The sequence below is a fragment of the Streptomyces yerevanensis genome, from assembly GCF_000716805.1.
Classification (GTDB): Bacteria; Actinomycetota; Actinomycetes; order Streptomycetales; family Streptomycetaceae; genus Streptomyces; species Streptomyces flaveus.
This window is the reverse complement of sequence record NZ_JNWJ01000021.1, coordinates 138,219-156,586: the sequence shown is the minus strand read 5'-3', so window position 1 is coordinate 156,586 and position 18,368 is coordinate 138,219. Positions and strand designations below refer to the sequence as shown.

Sequence of the window (18,368 nt, the reverse complement as noted above, 5' to 3'; positions counted from 1 at the left end):
GATGTCGCTGCGGCCGACCTGGGGGGATCATGCTGGTCCTGGACACGACACAGTTACCGGCCGCCGACCGTATCGACGCCTTTCACGCCGTCGCCGTCGGGGAGAGCGGCAGCTGCTCCGTCGAGCACGAACATCCCGAGGCCGGCATCTGGAAGAAGCTGGAAGTCTGGACTTTCGGCCCGTTGACCCTGTTCGCCACGCACGGCTCGGGCATGCGTATCTGGCGCACCCCGCGGCACGCCCGGTTCGACTCCCTGGACACCGTCTCGATCATCACCCAGAGCCAGGGCACGGGTGCCTTCACCTGGAACGGCCACCAGCAGCGCGTCGGCCGCGACGCCCTGGCGCTGGCCCACAAGACGGCCGGATACGAGTACGAGTGGTCCGGCAGCGGGCTGTCCGTCGCGTTCATGGTCGACGCCGACCGCCTCGGCCTACCGGAGCAACTGGTCCGCGCCGCGATCCCCCTCCTGCACCACAGCCGGATCGGACCGTTGCTCCTGCAGCACATCCGCGGCCTGCACCACGATGCCGACCGGCTGAGCGCCGATCCCGGCGCCGAGGCCCTCGCCTCCGCCACCCTGGACCTCACCCGCGCCGCCATCGTGTCGGTGGCCGCCGACGAACGCACCCGCCGTTCCGTCGCGGAGGACACCCTCCTCACCCGCGTCCTCGCCTACATCCGCGCCCACCTGGCCGATCCCGGCCTCACGCCTCAGCGCATCGCCACGGCCCACAACATCTCCGTACGGACCCTCTACCGGCTGTGCGAGGACGGCGGTCTCAGCCTGGAGAAATGGATCGTCCGCCGCCGTCTGGAAGGCACGCGCCGAGACCTGGCCGCGCCCGAGCACGCCCACCGCACGATCGGCGCCGTCGCCCGCTCCTGGGGCTTCACGAACCCGTCCTATTTCTCGCGCCGCTTCCACCAGACGTACGGCGCCACACCCCGCGAATGGCGGCAACTCGCTCACCATCGGGCCGCACTCCCGACCCCTGACGAGCCCTAGACGCAGCTCTGGACGCCCGACGCCCCTCCCGCCGAGAGGGTGGCGGGCAAAGGGGACCAGATCCAGGACCTCAGGGATGCATCCGCGCCCCCTTCACCACCTTGTCCACCCCATTGCGCGGCCCGTACACCGCGAGGCCCACCAGGTCCAACTCCCCCGCGGCGACGGCCCGTACGGCCGCGCGGTTGTCCCGGTCGTTGCCCGTGGTGAACAGGTCGGAGGTGAAGACCGAGCGGGGCAGGGCACGGGTGAGGGCGCGGCTGTGAGCCGCGGTCAGTGTCTCCTTGGAGGCCTCGAAGATCATCACGGGCTGGCGGATCATCGGAAGATACGGGGTTCCGTCGGCGTCCTCGTACGGCTCTCCGATCACCTCGGGCAGCTCTGTCCCCAGGCCGCTGACCAGGAAGGCGGCCACGTTCAGGCGCTGCCAGGACTCCAGGTCGTCCCTCAGGAGTACGGCGATCTTGGTGTCGAAGCGAATGGGTTCGTCTGTCATGCCGTCGTTCATGCCTTGAGACTGCCAACCGCCGTACGCCACCGTCTTGTACGTTCTTTGCATGGTCGCCCAGCGTGCAGTCTCCGCGTGGCGCCCGCGTGTCCCGGGTGTCGTGGAGGTCTTCCACGCCCACTTCACCGAGTACGCGTACCCCATGCACGTACACGACGCGTGGACCCTCCTGATCGTCGACGACGGCGCCGTACGCTACGACCTCGACCGGCACGAGCACGGCACCCCACACGACACGGTCACCCTGCTGCCGCCGCACGTGCCGCACAACGGCTCGCCCGCGACCCCGCACGGCTTCCGCAAGCGCGTCATCTACCTGGACGCGACGCAGCTCGACGAGAGCTTCATCGGCCCGGCGGTGGACGGCCCGGACCTGGCGGATCCCGTACTGCGCACCCGAGTCGGACAACTCCACTCGGCCCTGAGGCACCCCGGTGACGAGTTGGAAGCCGCGAGCCGGCTCGCGCTCATCGGCGAGCGGCTGCGCGGGCATCTGCGACCCCGGCTGACCGGTCCGACCGGGGAACGGCCGTCGCCGGACCACGGCGTCGCGCACACCTTGCGCGAACTTCTCGACGCCCGCCTCGTCCCGGGCATCGCGCTGGACGAGGCCGCGCGGTTGGTGCATGCCCATCCGGCCCATCTGGTACGGGCGTTCAGCGCGGCCTTCGGTATCCCCCCGCACCAGTACGTGAACTCCCGCCGGGTCGACCGTGCCCGTCGCCTGCTTCTCGACGGTCACGCACCGAGTGAGGTGGCCACGGCGACCGGCTTCTACGACCAGTCCCATCTGACGCGTCACTTCAAGCGGTTGGTGGGTGTGACTCCGGGCCGGTACGCCCGTACCGCCTGATGTGGACCAGTGAACCGGGCGTCAGTCGCCGCGCGGCTTCGTGAGATGCGCGAACGCGTCCAGGTTGCGCGTCGATTCGCCGCGCGACACCCGCCATGCGTACTCCTTGCGGATCGCGGACGCGAAACCGAGCTCCAGGAGGGTGTTGAAACCGCCGTCGGCGGCCTCCAGGACCGAGCCGAGCAGCCGGTCGATCTCGTCGGGTGTGACGGCGGACAGGGGGAGTTTGCCGGTGACGTAGACGTCGCCGAGCGGGTCGACGGCGTAACTGACGCCGTAGAGCTTGAGGTTGCGCTCCAGGAGCCAGCGGTGGACGCCGGTCTCGTTCTCGTCGGGGTGCCGGATCACGAAGGCGTTGAGGGAGAGGGAGTGTCTGCCGACGATCAGTGAGACGGTCGTGGAGAGCTTGCGGGTGCCGGGGAGCTTCACTACGTAGGTGCCGGGTTCGGGGCTCTCCCACTCGAGTTCGGCGTCCTTGAGGAAGCCCTCGACGACCTGTGCGGCCTGAGTGGCCTGCCGTACGTCAGCCATGGTGGGAGCGTACGCGACGGCGGTGGTCGTGGACCGCCGCCGTGTAGACGTCCGCGGTGGCCGAGGCCGCGGTGTTCCAGCCGAAGGACTTGGCGTGCCAGGCGGCGGCCTCGCCCATCCGCTCCGGGAGCGCGGGGTTGTCGGCGAAATCGCGCAGCACGCGCGCGTAGTCGACGGGATCGTGGCCGGGGACCAAAATGCCGGTCTCCTTGTCGCGTACGGCGACAGGGAGTCCGCCCACCGCCGCCGCGAGCACCGGAGTGCCACTCGCCTGCGCCTCTATGGCGACGAGCCCGAACGACTCACTGTAGGAGGGCATCACGAGGACGGAGGCGGCCCGGAACCAGTCCGCGAGCTGGTCCTGGTCGACGGGTGGGCGGAAACAGACGACGTCGGCGATGCCCAGGCGGGCGGCGAGTTTCTGCAGGCCCTCGGGCTTGGCGAGGCCGCTGCCGCTCGGACCGCCCACTACAGGGACAAGGATTTTCGAGCGGAGCTCGGGGCGCTCCTGAAGGAGGACGGCTACCGCGCGCAGCAGTACGTCGGGGGCCTTCAAGGGCTGGATGCGGCCCGCGAAGAGGGGGATCAGGGCGTCCTGCGGGAGGCCGAGGCGGGCGCGGGCGGCGGCGCGGCCGTCGGCGGGGCGGAAGCGGTCGAGGTTCACACCGGGGTGGACGACCGCGACCTTGCCGGGGTCGGCGTCGTAGTGGCGTACGAGTTCGTCGGCCTCTTCGGAGGTGTTGGCGATGAGGCGGTCGGCGGCGCGGACGATCTGGGTCTCGCCGATGACGCGGGCTGCGGGCTCGGGGGCGTCGCCCTCGGCCAGGGCGGCGTTCTTGACCTTCGCCATGGTGTGCATCGCGTGCACCAGGGGGGCGCCCCAGCGTTCGGCGGCCAGCCAGCCGACGTGGCCAGAGAGCCAGTAGTGCGAGTGCACCAGGTCGTAGTAGCCGGGTCGGTGGCCGGCCCAGGCCTGCATCACGCCGTGCGTGAAGGCGCACAGCTGGGCGGGCAGGTCCTCCTTGGCGAGGCCTTCGTAGGGGCCCGCGTCGATGTGGCGTACGAGGACGCCGGGCGCGAGTTCCACCTTGGGCGGCAGGCCCCCGGTTGTCGCGCGCGTGAAGATCTCGACCTCGATGTTGATCGCGGCGAGTCGCTGGGCCAGCTCCACGATGTAGACGTTCATGCCGCCGGCGTCGCCCATGCCGGGCTGGTGCAGTGGCGAGGTGTGCACGGAGAGCATCGCGACGCGGCGTGGCCTGCGGTGCAGCCTGAGCCTTGAGGGTGCCGCCGGTGAGCGACGCCCGAGCCTGCTCACGTACTGGCTCACGTGGCGTTCCTCCTTGCTGCGGGCATGCCGGACCGGAGGGCTTGGAGTGCCCTCCAAAGCAGGAACGCCGGAGCGCCCTGCTCCATTTCCTCTTTACCGAATCATTGCCGAATCTCGCTCAACCGTTCGAGGCTGCCGTGCGTAGACGTGGTGGCGGACACACCCAGGGCTTGCTGTCAGAGCCGCCCCCTACCCTCGTACGCATGACATCCCGCGCAGCCAGCCGCCCTGTGGGAACGGTGACGCGCGGGACCACCAACCCCAACCGGCTGCGGCGCATGGACCGCTGGATCGCCGCGGTGCACGGCGCCGAACTGCGCCGGGCCGGCGACGCGGTGGCGGTCGATCTCGGTTACGGAGCCGCACCGTGGACCGCGGTGGAGCTCCTCCAGCGGCTTCGCACCGTCGCGCCACGCGCGCGCGTGGTCGGCGTCGAGATCGATCCGGCCCGGGTCGCGGCGGCGCGGCCGTACGAGCGCGAGGGGCTCGCCTTCCGGCACGGCGGCTTCGAGATCCCGCTCCCGGAGCGGCCCTTGCTGATCCGCGCGGCGAACGTGCTGCGTCAGTACGAGGAGGCGAAGGTGGCCGAGGTCTGGGCGCGGCTGTGCGCCCGTCTCGCGCCGGCGTGCGCCAACTCGCGCGGTGGGCTCCTCGTCGAGGGCACCTGCGACGAGATCGGCCGACGGCACGTCTGGGTCGCCCTCGACCCCGAGGGCCCGCGCACCGTCACCTTCGCCACCCGCCTCGGCTCCCTGGACCGCCCCTCCGACCTCGCCGAGCGCCTCCCCAAGGCGCTCATCCACCGCAACGTCCCGGGTGAACCGGTGCACGCCTTCCTGCGCGACTTCGACCGCGCCTGGGCGGCAGCGGCGCCCTACGCCTCGTACGGCGTCCGGCAGCGCTGGATACGGGCCGTACGCGATCTGACGGCCGACTGGCCGGTGACGGACGGCGTGACGCGCTGGCGGCAGGGCGAAGTGACCGTGCGGTGGGGGGCGTTGGCGCCTCGCGGGTAGTCCGGCAGTCCGGTGGTCCCAGCTGTCATCCCGCGCAATCCCCGCGATCCCGTACCAGTGACCCCGCACCGGTGACCCCGCACCCGTGATCGGCGTGCGCTGATACGGCGGGAACGATCTCCGCGAGTCGTTCGTCACATGGGCGGGGAGATCATCGTCGAGTGGGCAGGGACCCGAGGGGAGTTGCCGAGTGGGCGGTGACCCGAGGGGAGTCGGGGGAGTTCTCGCGTGCCTCTGTCGGATTGCGGGACGCCATGGCACCATCCCCGAGGCATCCGTAAGTTACTGACGGTAAATCAGCTTGGGGAGCGGAGTATGGGAACGGGCAAGCGGAGCCTGACCACGGTGACCATGGCCCTGGCCTGCGCGGCGGCCATCATGGCCGCGCCCGGGGTGGCGTACGCGAATCCGGCACCGAGCCCGACACCAACACCGACGCCGTCTTCAAATCCCGCGAGTACCAAGGACCTTGAGGCGATCCGCAAGAAGCTGGACAAGCTCTACCACGACGCGGCGGTCGCCACGGACGCGTACAACGCGGCGGAGGAGAAGACCGAGAAGCAGTCCGCCCAGCTCGTCGAGCTGGCCCGCGCGGTCGTCGAGGGCCAGGAGAAGCTGGACAGGCTGAAGGACCGGGCGGGCGCCGCGGCCCGCGCCCAGTACCGCAGCGGCGGGCTGCCACCCGAGGCGCAGCTGATGCTCAGCGGCAACCCGCAGGAGTACCTGGACGGAGCGGGCCGGATGCGCCAGGGCGAGCAGGCGACCAAGGGCATGCTCGCCGAAATGGCGCGTACGCAGCGGGACTTGAAGCAGTACACGAAGGACGCCTCGGCCCAGTGGCAGAAGCTGGAGGGCAACCGCAAGGCCAAGGCCGAGGCCAAGAAGAAGGTCACGAAGCAGATCGCCGCCGCCGAGAAGCTCGAGTCGGAGCTGGAGGAGGACGAGAAGGAGCGGCTGGCCGAGCTGGAGCGGGAGGCCGCGGCCAAGGCGCAGACGGCCTGGCTGGACACCGGTGTGATCGAGAAGGCCAAGGGCCAGGCGACGGCGGCGGGCAAGAAGGCCGTCCAGTACGCGACGGAGCAGATGGGCAAACCGTACGAATGGGGCGCCGAGGGCCCGAAGACGTACGACTGCTCCGGACTGACCTCGCAGGCGTGGGCGTCGGCAGGCCAGGCCATCCCGCGGACCTCGCAGGAGCAGTGGAAGCAGCTCGACCGCGTCGACATCAAGGACATGCGCCCGGGCGACCTCATCATCTACAACCCCGATGCCAGCCATGTGGCGATGTACATAGGCGACGGCGCGATCATCCACGCCCCTCGGCCTGGGCGGACCGTGACGATGGCGGGGGCGGGGTCCATGCCGATCCTGGGGGTCGTGCGTCCGGCTGCGTAAGGGGCGTGGACATGAGGGACGTGAGGGTGCGGACGGCGACCCCTGCCGCACCCTCTCCCGTAACCCCTGACACGTGACGCACTCCGCGTGACGTGCAACACGTTCCGAGGCCCCCATCAACCCCGGCAACGTGACGTTCGTCATTACCTGGAGAGCCAACCGATGTCCAAATCCGTTACAGGATGCGGCATATGACAGGGGCTGTTTTGCGTACCGATCGCTTTACGCCATTCCTATGTGGCGGCAGCTGACGCTATGGTCCCCGTCGGTGGGCTAGACCTTGTCCCACCGTGCCCTCGGGGGGAGGGAAGGAACCAAGACGATGCCCGTACCCGTACCGCGGCAGAGAGCGATCCCGGCCGTGGAAGGTGGTCAGGCTCGCGCCGCCTCCAAAGTCGGCGCCATGGCCGACACCGCGTCCGCACCGGGCGCCCCGGCCGCCCAGACACCGCCCTCGGCCACGCGTGACACCGGCGCCTTGGCCGGCAGCGCCCCGTTGACGCTGCTCGTCATCGAGGACGACCCGGCCGGTTCGCTGAGCGTGCCCGAACTGCTCGACTCGGCCGGCAAGCCGATCCGGGTCCGTACCGCCCGCAACCTCACCGAGGCCGGACGGCTGCTCACCGACGACGTCCAGTGCATCCTGCTCGACCTCGCGCTGCCGGCGCCCGGCCGGGCCGTCGAGGGCGACGACGAGCTGGCCACGCTCAAGCGCGTACTGCGGCTCGCGCCCCGGCACGCCGTCCTCGCGCTCACCGCGTCCGGGGACGCCGAGCGCGGCGCGGAGGCGGTGCGCGTCGGCGCCCAGGACTACCTCTTCCGCGACGAGCTGGACGGCCGGCTGCTCAGCCGCGCGATCCGGTACGCGGTGGAGCGAAAACGGTCGGACACCACCGAGCGGCAGCTCGCCGAGGGCCGGGTACGCGCCCAGGAGAACCGCCGCCTGGAGCGCGGCCTGCTGCCCACGCCCCTCCTGGAGGGCTCCTCGCTGCGGTTCGCCGCGCGCTACCGGCCCGGCCGCTCACGCGCACTGCTCGGCGGCGACTTCTACGACACCGTGCGCACCCCGGACGGCACCGTGCACGCCATGATCGGCGACGTCTGCGGGCACGGCCCCGACGAGGCGGCGCTCGGCGTGGAACTGCGCATCGCCTGGCGCGCGCTCACGCTGGCCGGCCTGTGCGGCGACGAACTGCTCGGCACGCTCCAGCAGGTCCTGGAGCACGAGCGGGACAGCGACGAGATCTTCGCGACGCTCTGCACGGTGGACATCGCACCGGACGGCCGCCGCGCCGGCCTGTGCCTGGCCGGACACCCCACCCCGCTGATCGCCCGCTCCGGCCACGTCGCCGAACTGCTCCCGTACGAGAGCGGCGGCCCGGCCCTCGGCCTGCTGCCGAACGCCCGCTGGCCGCGCCGGCAGGTGGAGCTGGGCGGCGCGTGGAGCCTGATGCTCTACACGGACGGCCTGATAGAAGGCCGGATCGGCGCGGGCAAGGAGCGGCTGGGCCAAGAGCGGATGGTCGACATGGTCCGCCGCCAGCTGGCCCAGGGCCTGAGAGGCGAGGAGCTCCTGAGGGCGGCCGTGAACGAGGTCCGGGACCTCAACGGCGGGGAGCTGACGGACGACGTGGCGGTACTGCTGCTCGACCGGGGACCGTAAGGACCGTGCCGGGCCGCACACCACAAGGGTGTACGCCTCCGGCCTCCGTACTCTGCGAACGTACGACCTCTTGCTACGGGCTTACGCGGCCTCGCGGCTGTCAGCGTCCGCCGTTATAAGGCCCGTACGGACCGTCGCTACTGCTGCCCCCGCGACGGCCGCCGCCGCCCGAGACCTGCTTGATCGCGGGCCGTACGTCCACGAAGAAGACGATCGTGGCGATGAGCCCGGCGATCTGCAGGAACAGGATCGGCACCAGCAGGTTCACGGCGACCGTGACACCGAGCATGATCATCCAGAACATCTTGTTCTGCTTGTCCGCGGCGCGGTACGCGTCATCGCGGGCCATCGCCGCCATCACCAGCGCCACCACGGCGAGCACCAGCATGCCGAGGAAGAGCAGCGACATGAAGCCGCCGAATGCCGTCATCAACACTGTGCCCACCACCCGAGTCGAGTCGTCTCTACGCCGTCACCGTACCCGGAGAACGGGTCGGGGACTCCGATAGTGCCCGGAGTCCCCGACGGTTCTTGCATGGGTGAATCTCTGTCAACGCCCTGTACGCCGCTTACTTGCTGGGCGGCGTCGTCTTCTTGGCCGTGGTCTTGCGAGCGGCCGGGGCCTTCTTGGCCGGGGCCGGCTTCTTCGCCGCGGCGGGCTCGGACTTGGCCTCGGCAGGCTTCTCGTCCTTGACCTCGGCCGGCTCCGGGTTCGGCTCGACGGCGACCGCCAGCTCCTCGATCTCCTCGGCAGCCTCGCCGCGCCAGGTCTTCACGGTCTGCTCACCGTGCTCGGCGACCTTCTCGTAGGTCTCACGCGCCTTCACGGCGTACTCGGCGGCCACGCCGACACCACGCAGGGCGAAGTCCTGAGCGGTCTCACCGATCTTCTTCAGGTCGGTGTCGAGCGTGCTGATGAACTCCGTGACCTTGCTCTGAAGGGTCTCCTGCGCCTCCTTGGCGCGGGTGGTGGCCTTCTCCTGGACGGCGTTCGGGTCGATCTGCTTGACGGCCTCGATACGGGACGGGGCCTCGGTACGGATCTGCTCCACGATCGTGGGCACCTTCTTGGCCTGCTGGATGGCAAGGTCGGCGGTGCCGGCGGCGAAGTAGAGCGGGGTCGGGTTGCTGAAGGTCTTGCGCAGGTCTTCGGTGATCGCCATGGCGATGATCCTTCCGGAATCGCTAAGTGAGGGTTTTATGTGAGGGTTTGTGCTACGGCGTACGACCGCTGCTCCGCGGTGGGGCTCCGTCGCCCCGGGTCAGCTCGCGGACTGCCGACCGTGCGGTTCACCGCGATCGTTCTCGTCACTCTTGTCGGTCTTGTCGGCCTTGCGGCCGTTCTTCGTGTTCTCGTGCCGGCTGTCCTCGTCGTACGGGTCGCGCTGCCCGGCCTCGCTGCCGTCGGCCGCGCGGGCCCTGTCAACGGCGGTGACCCGACCTTCCGTTACGCCCTGAGCATCCAGATCATCCTGAACGTCCTGGAAATCCTCGACATCCTTGATCTCGAAGCCGTTCTCCTTGCGGAAGGACTCGTAGATCTGGAGCAGCACCTGCTTCTGCCGCTCACTGAGCGTCGGGTCGGCGATGATGACGGCTCGCGTCTCCACCTCGTCCCGGTCCCGCTCGGCGTCGAGGATCCCGGCCCGCACATACAGCGTCTCGGCGGAGATCCGCAGGGCCTTGGCGACCTGCTGCAACACCTCCGCGCTCGGCTTGCGCAGCCCGCGCTCGATCTGGCTCAGATACGGATTGGACACCCCGGCGGCCTCGGCGAGCTGCCGCAGGCTCAGCTGCGCATTGCGCCGCTGCTCCCGCAGATACTCACCAAGATTGCCGACGTTGAGCGTTGCCATGCCTCCACTCTGCCCCAGCCGCGCTAACTATTGCAAGCGCCTGCTTGCAATAGTGCGCTACGCCACTGTGCGCCACTTGGCACCGGCAGGTCGTTCTTCGTTGCCAACCTGTGCCTGCTAACCCGCAGGGAGCTCGCTGCTCAGATTCGGACCGTCAGCTTCACGGTCACGTCGTCACCTGCCGTGAGACCCTGCGGCTTGCGCACAGCGTCCTTGAGAGGCAGCAGGTATCCGCCGTCCTTGGGGAAGAGCGACGTCCCGAAGGCAATCTCGCCGATCCGGGCCTCGACCGGGATCACGCCCCAGCCGTACGTGGCCATCGCGGCCACCTCGCGTATGTCGTCGCACTCCTCGCCCGGCACGCGGACGAAGTAGTACGGCGACGGTCCGCGCCATTCGATCACCTGGCTGGTGAAGACGAGTTCCATGGGGTCAGTCTTCCTGCTCGTCGGCGGCACCGGTACGAGTTCGGCCGGTTCACCCAGGCGCGTCCGGGCGCGTCAGTTTCCGTGGGGATGACGGGCGGGACCCGCGCCTCGCCGGCTCTGATGAACCTGCCCGTGGCGGCCGTATTCGTGGCCGTACTCGTTCCGGGCCTTGCCCCGTACCGGAACGCGGGCCGAGCCATGAGCCGGGGCGTACAAGGAGTGTGGTGGCTGCCACCAGGGCCGTGACCAGGAATGCGGCGCGCAGTCCGTGGCTGTCCGCGAGGGCGCCGAGTGTGGCGGGGCCGGTGATGGTGCCCAGGCCTACGAAGAGGATGGTCGCGGTGAAGCCGGTGGAGGGCTTCTCCGGGAAGGTGTAGTAACTCCAGACCGCGAGCAGCGCCGAACCGGCCATGAAGCACGGCCCGTACAGCACCGCGGAGGCGGCCACGGCGGGCAGCGAGCCCGGGGCTGTGCCGAGCAGGGCGACGGCGACGGCGAGGCCGGTGAACAGCCCGATGTGCGTGCGGCGCAGACCGTGGCGGGTGATGGCATGGCCGGTCAGCGCGCCCGCCGTACCGGCCAGCCCCATCAGGGTCCAGAACAGCGGCGCGGTGGCCGAGCCGGAGCCGGTCTCGTCGGTGATCGCCTCGATCGCGTACGCCCAGTAGACGGCGCCCACCAGCCCGTACGAGACCGCCGTGAGATAGAGCGGGACGGCGCGGCGGCGCAGGAACCAGCCCCGGCCTGCCCCTGATCCGGCTCGGCCGGCCTCGCTCCGCCCGCGTGCGCCGTGCGGCGCTGCGTGGTGCGAACCGCCGGGCAGCACCAGCGCGTTGTAGACCGTGGCGGCCAGCGCGGCCACGGCGAAGACCGACCAGGCGTGCCGCCAGTGGGAGTTACGGAGGAACAGGGCGAGCGGTCCCGCGACGACGACGCCGAAGGCGGTGCCGGTGGCGATGACCGCCATGACGCGCTCGCGACGGTTCCGCGGGATCACACGGTCCACCACGTCGGAGTACGGAGCCCAGACCCAGCCGGAACTCATGCCCGCCAGCACCAGACCCGTGGTGAGGGCGGCCGGATCGCGGGCGACGGTGACCAGGCCCATGCCGGCGGTCGCGCACCCTCCGCCCATGATCACCATGGCGCGCGGGCCGAAACGGGCGACCAGCGTGCCGACCAGAAGCAGGGCCACCACGAAGCCGATGTAGCTCGCACTGCCGATCAGACCGACCGTCGCGACGGACAAGCCGAACTCCCGGCGGAACTCGGGGAGATAGAGGCCGTAGCCGTAGCGGGCGAAGCCGAAGGTCACGCCGACGGCACTGAGTCCGGCGAGACCGACGTGCCACTGGGGACGACCGATGATGCGTGTCATAGCCATACCTCAAGCCTGTGACCTGGAGAGACAGCAAACCAGTGGCGGAAACGTCAGGAAGCACTAGATTTACGTCATGGCCAAGGACAAGTACGCCGACGACAAGCAGGCAGGACCGATACGCGTTGTGGTCGCACTCCTGGAGAAGGCCTCTCTGTTCGAACTCTCGGTGCCCTGCGCCGTGTTCGGCGAGGGTTACGAGCTGACGCTGTGCAGCACCACACCTGGTGGCATCCAGCGGGCGCCCGGCGGGCTGAGCCTGACCGCCGAACGAGGCGTGGACGCGTTGCGGGAGGCCGACCTCGTCGTCGTACCGGCGTGTGTGATGGGCGACGCGTACGAGCCGCCCGAGGCGCTGCTCGACGAGCTGCGTGCCGCGCACGCCCGAGGGGCACGGGTGGCATCGCTGTGTTCCGGGGCGTTCGTGCTGGCCGCGGCCGGACTGCTGGACGGGCGCGAGGCCGCCACGCACTGGATGTACGCGGACGAACTGCGCCGCCGCCATCCCCGCGTACGCGTCAACGAGCGGGCCCTGTACATCGACGACGGCTCCATCCTCACCAGTGCGGGTACCGCGGCCGCCATCGATCTCTGCCTGCATATCGTGCGCCACGACTACGGCTCGGCGGCGGCAGCCGAGGTCGGCCGCCGCATGGTCGTCGCCCCGCACCGGGAGGGCGACCAGTCGCAGTACGCACCGGCCCGCACGCCCCGCGTACAGACGTCGGGGCAGGGACTCGCCCCGGTCCTGGACTGGGCCCTGGACCGACTCCAACAGCCGCTGACTGTAGGGGAGTTGGCGGCACGTGCCGGAATGAGCACTCGTACCTTCGAGCGGTACTTCGCGCGCGAGGTCGGCACCACTCCGCTGCGCTGGCTCAACCAGCAGCGGCTGGCGCGCGCTCGGGAGCTGCTGGAGACCACCGACCTTCCGGTGGACACCGTCGCCCAACGCAGCGGACTGGGCAGCGGCGACGGCCTCCGCCAGCACTTCCACCGCGCGCTCGGCACCACCCCGGCCGCTTATCGCCGCGCCTTCCGCGTGCCGCACAGTCATGGCGAGAAATACGGCATTGCTCAACCGCCCGTATTCCATTAACGTCTTCTCCGTGACTGCCGGGTCGGCCATGGGCCAAGAGCGAGTTGGGTTCCCGGCCTCTGCGTGAGGCCGGGGTGGGCCAGGGGCCCGCCATTTTCTGAGTACGCGTATCGAGTACGGCGGCTGCGTCGCCACGCGTGTTTTCTTCCGTGATCCGCGTGCCCGTATGCCTCTTGCCGATGCTCACGCGACGTCTTCACCTGGTACCGGATGCCTTTCGCCCGGTGCCGGATGTGTTCTCACCTGGTGCCGGATGCGCTCCGGATCCCTCCGTCGAAATCCGCGCACCCTTCCGCCATTCCTTCACCACGGTCGCGCCCCATTTGCCGCCCCGTGGCAATTCGCCCTGCCCTCATGCAGAAATTCGCAGAGCCCCAAGAAGAATCTCGAGAAGAAAGAAGAGAATGCCCAACGAATTCAACCGACAGGTCATCGAAGAGTTCCGCAGCAACGTCGGCCAGGTGGGCGGCTATTTCGAAGGAGCCCGGCTGCTCCTGCTGACCACCACGGGAGCCCGTACCGGCACCCGGCACACCACTCCCGTCGGCTATCTCCCCGACGGCGGCGGCAGGGTCCTGGTCATCGGCTCGGCGGGCGGTGCGCCGAAGCATCCGGACTGGTTCCGCAACCTCCTCGTCCACCCTCAAGTCACCGTGGAAACAGGGGTGTTCACGTACGAGGCACGGGCCGTCGTCCTGGCGGGCGAAGAGCGCGACCGGGTCTTCGCCCGCGCGGTCGAGGCCGAACCGGGCTGGGCGGAGTACCAGGCGAAGACGGACCGGGTGATCCCCGTGGTCGCCCTGCACGAGATCCCGAGCGACGGCCCGCCGAACGTGGCCGCCTCCTCGATGGGTGAGTACCTCAAGGTCGTCCACGACGCGTTCCGACGCGAACTCGCCCTGATCCGCAAGGAATTCGCCGACGCGGGGCCGGGCACCACCGCCCTCGGCGCCCAGCTCCGCGTCAACTGCCTGACCTTCTGCCAGGGCCTGCACAACCACCACACCGGCGAGGATGTCGCCATGTTCCCGGCTCTCGCCGGCCGCCATCCCGAACTCGCCCCGGTCATCGACCGCCTGAGCCGGGAGCACGAGCAGATCGCCGCGCTCACAGAGGAGTTGAAGACGGTCATCGACACCGCGGATCCGGAGAGCGAGGGCGGCATCACCCTCGTACACAAGGAAGTCGAACGCCTCACGGACGCGCTCGAAGCCCATCTGACGTACGAGGAGGAGCAGTTGATCCCCATACTCGACGCGCCGGCCTGATCACCGGATGTGAACTCACCGGGATGTGACCTCACTGGATCGAGGAGTCGGGCGGGGGCAGTTGGATGGTGATGTCCCGGTCCACGGATTCGACGCCGTCGACCGCCTCCAGGGCCGGGATACGGTCCTCCGCGACGGTGCCGGAGAGCGTGCCGAGGATCGGCTGCTCTCCGGTGACCGTCAGCCCGGCCTGCCGCAGGGCCTCGACCACCTCCGCGAACCGGCCGGGGTCGACCGCGAGGACGACCCCGACCGGAGCGGACCGGTTCGATTCGCTCATGGCGCCTGGAGCAGACCGGCGCCGACGTCCCGGGCGGGCAGCATCAGCGGGAACGCACCGGACTTCAGGGCCGCCAGGAGGTCGGCCGCGGAGGCGTTGGGGTTCGCCTGGGAGAGCAGGGCGATGACGCCCGCGACGTGCGGCGTGGCCATGCTGGTGCCGCTCATTGGCTGGTACCCGCCGCCGGGGGCAGCCGAGTGCACCTGCCAGCCGGGGGCGGCGATGTTGACCTCGCCGCCCTGGCCGTTGACGCCGCCGTTGGAGAAGAAGGCCGACGTGATCGCCTTGGTCAGCGCGGCCACCGCGAGGATGGAGGGGCAGTTGGCGGGCCGGCCGACGGGCTTGATGTCCGGGGGACGGTTGCTCTCGTTGCCCGCGGCGGCGACGATCACCGTGCCCCGCTCGAGCGCGCGCTGGGCCAGCTTCTCGTACGTCTGCGGGAACAGCTCACCCGGCTGGACGCGCGCGCCGAGGGACAGGGAGATCACCCGCGCGCCGTGGGCGACGGCCCAGGCCATGCCCGCCAGGATCTGGCCGTCGGTGCCCGTGCCCGCGTTGTTGAGCACCTTCGCCGCGAGGATCCGGGACTCGCAGGCCACGCCGTAACGGGGCCCCTGCTGCGGCTTGGCCGGGCCGGCCGCGGTGCCGATGCAGTGCGTGCCGTGACCGTTGCCGTCCACGACGCTCTCGTTGGGCACGAAGGAGGCCGTCGCCTCGATGCGGCCGGCGAAGTCCGGGTGGTCGGTGTCCACGCCGGTGTCGAGGACGGCGATCTTCACATCGCGTCCGGTCAGGCTGGACAGGTGTGCGTGGATCGCCTGCAGGCCCCAGGTCCACCTCTGCTCGTCCCACGCCGGGCCCTGGGCGGCGGCCATCTCGGCCCGGGTGTGGCGCGCGACCACGTCCTCGTCGCTGCGGTAGGCCGGGTAGAACTCGGTCGGCGCCTGCTGCGGAGTGATGACCGGCGAGGCGTAGACCAGGCGCTCCGGCTCCGCCGCGATGATCGAGGGCTCCGCCTCGGCCGTGGTCACCAGCGCGTGGCGCTGCTCCGGCCGCACCTCGACGACGGCGACGCCGAGTTCCTCGAAGTGCACCGAGACGTCGGGGCGCTCCAGGAGTTCGGCGATATTGCCGGCCTCGGTTCCTCGGACACGTTCGACGGACGCGATGTCGGCGGAGGAACGCAGTGCGTTCAGTCCGCTCTCCTGGTTGCTCTGGTCGAGCAGGATCACGTACCGGCCGGTGTACTCCGTGCCCTGGCCCATTCCGGGGCTGTTGGGCCAGCCTGGTCGGCCCGGCTGCTCGCCGAAGGCGCGTCGGTCCATGGGTCCGTTCGCCATGTGGTTCTCCCGCTTTCTGTGCGCTCCCCCTGTTGCGTGGACGCGCGCCGACGCACGGACTGTCAGGCACCACGGATCGTGGGGCGCGGTTCAGCCGTGTATCAACGCGTACTGTCGTGACCTGCAAGGTTGCCCATTGCCAGGCCGTCGGCATTGCCCCTCGTTCACGGTGGCACCGGGCACGGGGACCGGCAACTCAGGACCGCCGACGGGGGTCGCGGGGCCGGGCCGCAGGGCTCGGTCGCAAAGCCCGGTCGCGGGGCTCCGAGCGGCCTCAGTCGAACGGCAGTGCCCGACCGTGCACCACATCGAGCCGGGACACGGCCCGGGTCAGCACGACATACAGCCGGCGCAGCCCTCGCGCACTCGCCCCCGCCGCTCCCTCGCCCTCCCCCGCGTTCTCCGTCTCCGCCTCCGCGATCGCCGCCGGCTCCACGGCGACGACATGGTCGTACTCGAGCCCCTTGGCGACCCCGGCCCCCAACACCGCGACCCGTGCGCCCAGTTCGTCGGGCCCCGCCGACTCGATCCCCGCTGCCCCGAGCGCCTCCCGCACCCGTACGACATCGCAGTCGGCCGTGATGACCCCGATGGACCCTTCGCAGGCGAGCGCGTCCCGCACGGCCGCGACAGTCTCTCCGACGACGTCCGCGGCCTGCCGAATCCTCAACTCACCGTCCCTCCTCAGTGACCGAGCCGCAGGCACCCGCACATCCAGCCGCGCCAGCAGCCGGTTCGTCAGCTCGACCACCGCCCCCGGCACCCGGAACCCGGTCGTCAACGGCACCAACGCGGCCTCCGGTTTCCCGAGATGCCCGAGCAGTTCGGCCCAGTCGCGCGCGGCCCACGGCGTGGTCCCCTGCGCGAGATCACCGAGCACCGTCAGCGAGCCGAAGGCCGCCCGCCGCCCGATCGCCCGGCACTCCATCGGCGACAGATCCTGCGCCTCGTCGATCACCAAGTGCCCGTACCCCTCCGGGTGTTCGACCAGTCCCGCCACCTCGTCGAGCAGCACGAGATCGGCCGCCGACCACCGCGCCGACTTGTACGAGCGAGGCGGCCGGGCCCACAGAACCGCCTTCTGCTCGTCCGCGTCCAGCACCCCGTCCGCCGCCACGGCCAGCGCGTCCGGATCGGCGAGCAGCTCCGCGAGAACCTCCTCGGGCCGCACCGCGGGCCAGACAGCGTCGACGTACGCGCTGACCGCCCGCGCCCGCTCGATCTTCCGTACCCATGCGTTCGGCACCGCCCCCGCCCGCCGCTCGGCCTGCCGCTGAATGTGCCGCACGACCCGCGTCCGTACGCGCTCACGCCCGACGGCGTACGGCGGCTCCTCGTCCCGTACGCCCGCCACGATCCGCGCCAATTCCTCACCGGACACCCGCCAGCGGTACGAACCGTCCGGCACCGCAAGGTCGCCCGGCCTGTCCGTCCCCACGCGGGCGTACAGCGCCCGGCGCAGCACCTGAGCCATCCGCGCGTCGTGCTTCACGACGGCCGCCGCTTCCGCGTCCGTGGCGGTCACGGGGTGACGGGCGATCTCGTCCGCGAGGGTCGACTGCCGCACGCCCGTCTCGCCGAGCGCGGGCAGCACCGCCGAGATGTACGAGAGAAAGGTGCGGTTCGGACCGAGGATCAGCAGGCCGGAGCGCTGGATGCGCTGCGGGTACGTATAGAGGAGGTACGCGGCGCGGTGCAGCCCGACCGCGGTCTTGCCGGTGCCCGGGGCGCCCTGCACGCAGACGGAGGTCGCCAGGTCGCCGCGTACGAGATCGTCCTGTTCGGGCTGGATGGTCGCGGCGATGTCGCGCATGGGGCCGACGCGGGGGCGCTCGATCTCGCCCGCGAGGATACGGCTCTGGGTAAGGCTCTGCTGCCGGGTCTCCCCCGCACCGAGGCCCGCCCCGAGGTGCTCGTCCTCCAGACCGGTGAGGTCGGCGGACTCGCCCCGGCTGCCCGGTGCCCAGCCGAACCGCCGACGCACGCGGACGCCTTGCGGGTCGTGGGCGGTCGCCTGGTAGAAGGCGCGTGAGACGGGGGCGCGCCAGTCGATGACGAGGGGCGGGGCGGCGGGGTGTTCGCTGATCCTCAGCCGCCCGACGTGGTAGCTCTGCCCGACGTGTTCACCGCCGTCGAAGTCCAGCCGCCCGAAGAACAAGGGCCCGTCGGGCAGCTCGCGCAACTCCTTTGCCTTGCTGCGCAGTTGGTACCCAAGCACTTCGGCGTCGGCTCCGGAGGCGGAGACGTCCTCGCCGGTGACGACGTGCTCCTGGGCGCCGTCGATCATCGCCGTGAGGGCGGCTCGGCAGGTTTCGTGATGGGCGCGTTCTTGGGTGAGGGCGTGCTGGAGGGAGGGCTCGGGGGACGTCATTCCAGCAAGGATAACGACAAAACGTTACCGAGTTAAATTTTT

General features: G+C 70.3%; 18 protein-coding genes. 7 read left to right on the top strand and 11 right to left on the bottom strand.

The genetic code is table 11. From position 1 onward, the window contains the following. Positions 1-29 precede the first annotated feature (29 nt). The gene (locus OP79_RS22765; RefSeq protein ID WP_033322287.1) at positions 30-1,010 is read left to right on the top strand and encodes a helix-turn-helix domain-containing protein; all 981 of its coding nucleotides are present in this window, start codon (positions 30-32) and stop codon (positions 1,008-1,010) included. Positions 1,011-1,080: 70 nt separating this feature from the next. On the opposite strand, the gene OP79_RS22760 is transcribed toward OP79_RS22765, so the two are convergent. Beyond that, a complete protein-coding gene (locus OP79_RS22760; RefSeq protein WP_078491949.1) occupies positions 1,081-1,569 on the bottom strand; it encodes a DUF2000 family protein in 489 nt (162 codons plus the stop codon). On the opposite strand from OP79_RS22760, the gene OP79_RS22755 reads away from it, so the two are divergent. Further along, on the top strand, positions 1,568-2,371 hold the full coding sequence (locus tag OP79_RS22755; RefSeq protein WP_033322285.1) for a helix-turn-helix transcriptional regulator: 804 nt from the start codon (positions 1,568-1,570) through the stop codon (positions 2,369-2,371). The two genes, OP79_RS22760 and OP79_RS22755, sit on opposite strands and share 2 nt — an antisense overlap. A 21-nt stretch (positions 2,372-2,392) precedes the next feature. Here the strand turns inward: OP79_RS22755 and OP79_RS22750 are convergent, their stop codons facing one another. Together OP79_RS22750 and mshA are read right to left on the bottom strand one after the other, a co-directional pair. Then, a complete protein-coding gene (locus OP79_RS22750) occupies positions 2,393-2,902 on the bottom strand; it encodes a type III secretion system chaperone family protein (RefSeq protein ID WP_033322284.1) in 510 nt (169 codons plus the stop codon). Next, on the bottom strand, positions 2,895-4,232 hold the full coding sequence (mshA, locus tag OP79_RS22745) for a D-inositol-3-phosphate glycosyltransferase (protein ID WP_033322283.1): 1,338 nt from the start codon (positions 4,230-4,232) through the stop codon (positions 2,895-2,897). The genes OP79_RS22750 and mshA overlap by 8 nt, the downstream gene beginning before the upstream one ends. Before the next feature lie 203 nt (positions 4,233-4,435). On the opposite strand from mshA, the gene OP79_RS22740 reads away from it, so the two are divergent. The 3 genes from OP79_RS22740 to OP79_RS22730 all read left to right on the top strand — a co-directional run bounded on the left by OP79_RS22740 (position 4,436) and on the right by OP79_RS22730 (position 8,306). Next, positions 4,436-5,248 carry a class I SAM-dependent methyltransferase gene (locus OP79_RS22740; RefSeq protein WP_078491948.1) on the top strand — a complete coding sequence of 271 codons (813 nt, stop codon included), beginning with the start codon at positions 4,436-4,438 and terminating at the stop codon, positions 5,246-5,248. A gap of 315 nt (positions 5,249-5,563) precedes the next feature. Further along, a complete protein-coding gene (locus tag OP79_RS22735) occupies positions 5,564-6,643 on the top strand; it encodes a C40 family peptidase (RefSeq protein WP_033322281.1) in 1,080 nt (359 codons plus the stop codon). A gap of 322 nt (positions 6,644-6,965) precedes the next feature. Next, positions 6,966-8,306, top strand: a complete 1,341-nt coding sequence (locus tag OP79_RS22730; RefSeq protein ID WP_033322280.1) for a PP2C family protein-serine/threonine phosphatase — start codon at positions 6,966-6,968, stop codon at positions 8,304-8,306. 100 nt (positions 8,307-8,406) lie between these two features. Here the strand turns inward: OP79_RS22730 and OP79_RS22725 are convergent, their stop codons facing one another. From OP79_RS22725 to OP79_RS22705, 5 genes are all read right to left on the bottom strand, one after another. Continuing rightward, the gene (locus tag OP79_RS22725; protein WP_373302245.1) at positions 8,407-8,736 is read right to left on the bottom strand and encodes a DUF2516 family protein; all 330 of its coding nucleotides are present in this window, start codon (positions 8,734-8,736) and stop codon (positions 8,407-8,409) included. 139 nt (positions 8,737-8,875) lie between these two features. After that, complete coding sequence (locus OP79_RS22720; protein ID WP_033322279.1) at positions 8,876-9,469, bottom strand: hypothetical protein; 594 nt, start codon at positions 9,467-9,469, stop codon at positions 8,876-8,878. 99 nt (positions 9,470-9,568) lie between these two features. Further along, positions 9,569-10,162: a helix-turn-helix domain-containing protein gene (locus OP79_RS22715; protein WP_033322278.1), complete on the bottom strand. Its 594-nt coding sequence runs from the start codon at positions 10,160-10,162 to the stop codon at positions 9,569-9,571. A 140-nt stretch (positions 10,163-10,302) separates the two neighbouring features. Beyond that, positions 10,303-10,590: a DUF1905 domain-containing protein gene (locus OP79_RS22710; protein ID WP_033322277.1), complete on the bottom strand. Its 288-nt coding sequence runs from the start codon at positions 10,588-10,590 to the stop codon at positions 10,303-10,305. A gap of 49 nt (positions 10,591-10,639) precedes the next feature. Then, entirely contained in the window at positions 10,640-11,974 is a 1,335-nt protein-coding gene (locus OP79_RS22705; RefSeq protein WP_106972450.1) for an MFS transporter, read from the bottom strand. A gap of 70 nt (positions 11,975-12,044) precedes the next feature. On the opposite strand from OP79_RS22705, the gene OP79_RS22700 reads away from it, so the two are divergent. Then, positions 12,045-13,067: a GlxA family transcriptional regulator gene (locus OP79_RS22700; RefSeq protein WP_051744824.1), complete on the top strand. Its 1,023-nt coding sequence runs from the start codon at positions 12,045-12,047 to the stop codon at positions 13,065-13,067. A gap of 404 nt (positions 13,068-13,471) precedes the next feature. After that, positions 13,472-14,335 (top strand): nitroreductase/quinone reductase family protein, encoded by an 864-nt coding sequence (locus tag OP79_RS22695; RefSeq protein WP_033322276.1) that lies wholly within the window; start codon positions 13,472-13,474, stop codon positions 14,333-14,335. 31 nt (positions 14,336-14,366) lie between these two features. Here OP79_RS22695 and OP79_RS22690 read toward each other — a convergent pair whose 3' ends face one another. The 3 genes from OP79_RS22690 to OP79_RS22680 form a co-directional block, all read right to left on the bottom strand. Then, entirely contained in the window at positions 14,367-14,615 is a 249-nt protein-coding gene (locus OP79_RS22690) for a hypothetical protein (protein ID WP_033322275.1), read from the bottom strand. Further along, positions 14,612-15,955, bottom strand: coding sequence for a S8 family peptidase (locus tag OP79_RS22685; RefSeq protein WP_051744823.1), 1,344 nt, complete (start codon positions 15,953-15,955; stop codon positions 14,612-14,614). Before OP79_RS22685 ends, OP79_RS22690 begins: the two co-directional genes overlap by 4 nt. A 274-nt stretch (positions 15,956-16,229) precedes the next feature. After that, positions 16,230-18,326, bottom strand: a complete 2,097-nt coding sequence (locus tag OP79_RS22680; protein WP_033322274.1) for a HelD family protein — start codon at positions 18,324-18,326, stop codon at positions 16,230-16,232. Positions 18,327-18,368 lie beyond the last annotated feature (42 nt).

What these genes read in the sequence shown, in the direction of transcription:
- OP79_RS22765 (WP_033322287.1), top strand. Translation starts at nt 30, where the DNA reads ATGCTGGTCCTGGACACGACACAGTTACCGGCCGCCGACCGTATCGAC.
- OP79_RS22755 (WP_033322285.1), top strand. Translation starts at nt 1,568, where the DNA reads ATGGTCGCCCAGCGTGCAGTCTCCGCGTGGCGCCCGCGTGTCCCGGGT.
- OP79_RS22760 (WP_078491949.1), bottom strand. Translation starts at nt 1,569, where the DNA reads ATGCAAAGAACGTACAAGACGGTGGCGTACGGCGGTTGGCAGTCTCAA.
- OP79_RS22750 (WP_033322284.1), bottom strand. Translation starts at nt 2,902, where the DNA reads ATGGCTGACGTACGGCAGGCCACTCAGGCCGCACAGGTCGTCGAGGGC.
- OP79_RS22740 (WP_078491948.1), top strand. Translation starts at nt 4,436, where the DNA reads ATGACATCCCGCGCAGCCAGCCGCCCTGTGGGAACGGTGACGCGCGGG.
- OP79_RS22735 (WP_033322281.1), top strand. Translation starts at nt 5,564, where the DNA reads ATGGGAACGGGCAAGCGGAGCCTGACCACGGTGACCATGGCCCTGGCC.
- OP79_RS22730 (WP_033322280.1), top strand. Translation starts at nt 6,966, where the DNA reads ATGCCCGTACCCGTACCGCGGCAGAGAGCGATCCCGGCCGTGGAAGGT.
- OP79_RS22725 (WP_373302245.1), bottom strand. Translation starts at nt 8,736, where the DNA reads ATGACGGCATTCGGCGGCTTCATGTCGCTGCTCTTCCTCGGCATGCTG.
- OP79_RS22720 (WP_033322279.1), bottom strand. Translation starts at nt 9,469, where the DNA reads ATGGCGATCACCGAAGACCTGCGCAAGACCTTCAGCAACCCGACCCCG.
- OP79_RS22715 (WP_033322278.1), bottom strand. Translation starts at nt 10,162, where the DNA reads ATGGCAACGCTCAACGTCGGCAATCTTGGTGAGTATCTGCGGGAGCAG.
- OP79_RS22710 (WP_033322277.1), bottom strand. Translation starts at nt 10,590, where the DNA reads ATGGAACTCGTCTTCACCAGCCAGGTGATCGAATGGCGCGGACCGTCG.
- OP79_RS22705 (WP_106972450.1), bottom strand. Translation starts at nt 11,974, where the DNA reads ATGGCTATGACACGCATCATCGGTCGTCCCCAGTGGCACGTCGGTCTC.
- OP79_RS22700 (WP_051744824.1), top strand. Translation starts at nt 12,045, where the DNA reads ATGGCCAAGGACAAGTACGCCGACGACAAGCAGGCAGGACCGATACGC.
- OP79_RS22695 (WP_033322276.1), top strand. Translation starts at nt 13,472, where the DNA reads ATGCCCAACGAATTCAACCGACAGGTCATCGAAGAGTTCCGCAGCAAC.
- OP79_RS22690 (WP_033322275.1), bottom strand. Translation starts at nt 14,615, where the DNA reads ATGAGCGAATCGAACCGGTCCGCTCCGGTCGGGGTCGTCCTCGCGGTC.
- OP79_RS22685 (WP_051744823.1), bottom strand. Translation starts at nt 15,955, where the DNA reads ATGGCGAACGGACCCATGGACCGACGCGCCTTCGGCGAGCAGCCGGGC.
- OP79_RS22680 (WP_033322274.1), bottom strand. Translation starts at nt 18,326, where the DNA reads ATGACGTCCCCCGAGCCCTCCCTCCAGCACGCCCTCACCCAAGAACGC.